A 3,504-nucleotide genomic window follows, 5' to 3' on the forward strand; every position below is an offset into this window, starting at 1 on the left:
AGTGCGTAAAATGAACATGTGGCGGCGCTCTTTTTGTTATTGATTTCAATTGCTTAAACACCAAAATTATAACAAAAACCACGCGCCACCACAACTATATCCAGTTGTATTTAAAGGATAAATTTCGATTTTACCCTGTTAACAAAATGGTTAGGACCGGGACTGCCTTCTCACACAAAAGAAAATCCGCTGACCACAAAAAATTGATGAAATCAGATCGAAACTTCCGAAAAAGCGTGAAGCTTTAGTTGAAGATTAATGCATCGCCGAAAGGCGAGAGTTTCGTTTGAGCTATTGACTCAGAACGGCTAATGGGTGACCACCCATTGCGGTTGAAAGCTGACCAGGGTAAGACAGAGCGCAGGATACTACGCATCTGTGGATAAGTCGACCAGACTGAGTTGGTTTTTTTTGCCTCACCCGAGCGCTATAAAGAATCGCTACGTTCCTTGCTGACCAATAATTTTCAGATTATCGATTGTGCCTGAGTGCCGAAATTTGAAGTGCGGTGAGTATAACGCGGGTTTTTTGGTGTGTGCCAGTTAATCTGCCCCAAATTCCTTTAAAACCCTCTCCAATCTGACGGAGCGTTCCAACTCCTCAGATTGCCAGCTTTTTCGTGCGCTATTCTTTTGGCTTTCGCGCGCGTCTCGGTGGCGCTGCACCATGGCATGGTGCGCATGGATAAGTGGCTCCATTTCTTGCTTGTGCTTGAGCTGTTGCAGCAAGTCAAAATGATGACCGAATCAGGCGATCAAAATATTGGTTGGCAGGATGATTCTTGTGCTAGTGAATCTTCTTCGGAAGGTAATTCGTCAGTCAAGAATAATTCTGTTTGCGAAAACAATGAAAAGCCCGTAAATCAAGGCTTCCTGGTAACCCTCATAACCCTATGATTATGAGGCAGGATAAGCTGGTTGCGGGGGTAGGATTTGAACCTACGACCTTCGGGTTATGAGCCCGACGAGCTGCCAGACTGCTCCACCCCGCGTCTGTCTCGTTTAAAACAAGGATTATACATTATGTTGTCGTGTTCTGTTAATATCAAATGCGCCATCAAATCAGGATAAATTTGTTTAGCAAGCAATCATGTGCATATTCCGGCGAAGTTGAACACTCATTCCGGGCCAATGTGAACACAGATTTTTCCAACGCATGATGAGTTGTCTTTTTACTTTATTTGTTCATCTTGAGTCAACAAACTATTTCGTTTTCGCATAGATTCTCCTTTCAGTTGTAGTCGGTGCGCGTTATGCATTAGTCTATCGAGGATGGCATCGGCAAGTGTGTTGTCACCGATACCGGTATACCATTGATCGGTAGGCAACTGACTGATGATCATTGTTGATGTGGCGCCATGGCGGTCATCCATGATTTCCAGCAAATCGTTACGATGTGCTGGCTTTAAGGGCTCGAGTCCCCAGTCATCGATGATCAGCAATTGTAGCTTCGCCAATAGTTTCAATTGTTTGTGATAAGAGCCATCAGCCTTGGCTTGTGTCAGCATCAGCAGTAAGCGCGACAGGCGGTAATATCGAACAGTAATTTCATGCAGGCAGGCGTTATGCCCGATGGCGCAGGCCAGATAGGTTTTGCCGCTGCCGCAAGGGTCGGTGATCAACAGGTTTTGTCCTTTTTCAATCCAGTCGGCCTGCGCCAACCGTGCGATCTGTGACCGGGTAATATTACGCGGATGCTGGTAATCGATATCCTGCATGCAGGCTTTGAGTTTAAAGTGCGCCTGGCGAACCAGGCGGTCTTGCTTGCGGTTTGTGCGCGTGAGGTTTTCTTCATCGAGCAGCAGCTGCAGGCGTTCGGTAAACGGCAGATTGTCATAGGTGCCGGTTTGCTCAAGCTGGCGCACCAGCGCATCGGCCATGCCGGAAAGTTTTAGCTGGCGCAGTTGTTGTAAAGCCTGTGTATGCGTCATGATCGTCCTGTTAATGGTAATCTCTGGGGCCACGGATATTTTCATGGGCCTGTGGCAATTGGATATCGATATCCAGTTGTTGCGGTAATTGGTCGCGGTTGCTTTGCAGGATGGACTTGATTTGTTTGAGCCGGTAAAGCCGTTGTACATTGGCGATTTTGCAGGCTTTGTCCAGACGTGCCAAAGGATATTCCCGGCTGAGATTGAACAGACCCAGGCAGACACGATAGGCTTGTTCGGGGTGCGCTTTACTGCTCAGTTGATAATCCACCCACGCCAGTACTTCGCTACCGATATCCTTGGCCCAGTTTTTTAACCGCCCTGGTGTCCATTGCTGATGTTTCTGATGCCGAACTGGCATATGCGCCGGTAATGTTGTGGTTCCGGGGCGATGCGCCCGAGGGTGTGAAGCAACCGGCCGTCCATTAAAGAACAGGCTGATCAGCGTTTCACTGGCGTGCAGTTGTAGGTATTCGCCAACATACCGGTGTGGAACCGAGTACTGGTGTTGCCGGTATTGAACATGGTAATCGATATTGACCTTGACGGTTTTGATATCGACATAGCTGTAGGGATTTGCCGGTAATGGCTGCAGAACCGGCTTGTCGAGTTGTTCAAAAGCCTGTTGGCGATTACCGGGCAATTGTTTGAAAGGCCTGTGGTTCAAGTCATTGAGCAGACCGGCAATACAGTGGTTGAGTTCTGCCAGACTGAAAAAGGTTTGCCTGCGCAGCTTTGCCAGTATCCAGCGTTCAACAATCTGTACGGCCACTTCTGCCTTGGCCTTGTCTTTGGGTTTGTATGGCCGAGCCGGAATGACTGCGACCTGGTAGTGGGCAGCCCATTGCTGGTAGCTGGGATTCAAGTCAGGATCATAGCGGCAAGGCTTGCTGACGCCGGATTTAAGATTGTCGGGCACAATGATCTCAGGACAACCGCCAAAGAAGTCCAGCATACGGCTTTGGCTGGCCAGCCATTCAGGCAGCGTCTGCCCAGCCGTGGCTTCGGCATAAGTATAATTGGATGCGCCCAATGTACCGACAAAAATCTGAGCCTGACGGATTTCGCCGCTGGCCGCATCGATGATCGGTACGGTTTGCCCGCAATAATCGACAAAGCATTTTTCACCGGCTTTGTGCGTCTGGCGCATGGAACGTTTTTGCTTTTTCAGCCAGTGACGGTAACGGTCGCAGTATTGTGAGTAACTGTAGCAACGGTTGGGATGAGCGGCCGTATATTCTTCCCACAACAGTTGCTTGGTCATCCCCTTGCGCTTGAGCTCCTGATGAACGACTGACCAGTCAGGCTTGATATACCGTGATGATACCGTGGTATCAGATGATGGATAGAACAGACGAGCCAGGGCGGCATCGTCCAAGTCATCAGGCAAAGGCCAGGACAAACCCAGTTCCTCCGCACGCGACAGCAGTTTCTTAATGCTGCCCATACTAAATTTGTCTGTGCAATGGAAGATGTGCCGGGCCTGTATAAAGAACCTTACAGAGAAACGCATCCGGTTGTGTGTATGGATGAGAGTAGCAAACAACATTTACGTGAGGTTCGTGAGAAGCTTC

Annotated in this window: 3 protein-coding genes and 1 tRNA gene; 1 reads left to right on the forward strand and 3 read right to left on the reverse strand. The window is 48.9% G+C overall.

The features are described from left to right. Window positions 1-680: 680 nt before the first annotated feature. Entirely contained in the window at window positions 681-896 is a 216-nt protein-coding gene (locus BMY60_RS14715) for a hypothetical protein (RefSeq protein ID WP_143057480.1), read from the forward strand. Window positions 897-914: 18 nt separating this feature from the next. Here BMY60_RS14715 and BMY60_RS14720 read toward each other — a convergent pair. The 3 genes from BMY60_RS14720 to istA form a co-directional block, all read right to left on the reverse strand. Then, a tRNA-Met gene (locus BMY60_RS14720) sits at window positions 915-991 on the reverse strand. A 180-nt stretch (window positions 992-1,171) separates the two neighbouring features. Further along, window positions 1,172-1,930, reverse strand: a complete 759-nt coding sequence (istB, locus tag BMY60_RS14725; RefSeq protein ID WP_090334652.1) for an IS21-like element helper ATPase IstB — start codon at window positions 1,928-1,930, stop codon at window positions 1,172-1,174. A 10-nt stretch (window positions 1,931-1,940) separates the two neighbouring features. Beyond that, entirely contained in the window at window positions 1,941-3,479 is a 1,539-nt protein-coding gene (gene istA, locus BMY60_RS14730) for an IS21 family transposase (protein WP_090334653.1), read from the reverse strand. Between the last annotated feature and the right edge of the window lie 25 nt (window positions 3,480-3,504).

Origin of the sequence: Nitrosomonas sp. Nm51 (assembly GCF_900111165.1) — a bacterium.
Taxonomy (GTDB): Bacteria; Pseudomonadota; Gammaproteobacteria; order Burkholderiales; family Nitrosomonadaceae; genus Nitrosomonas.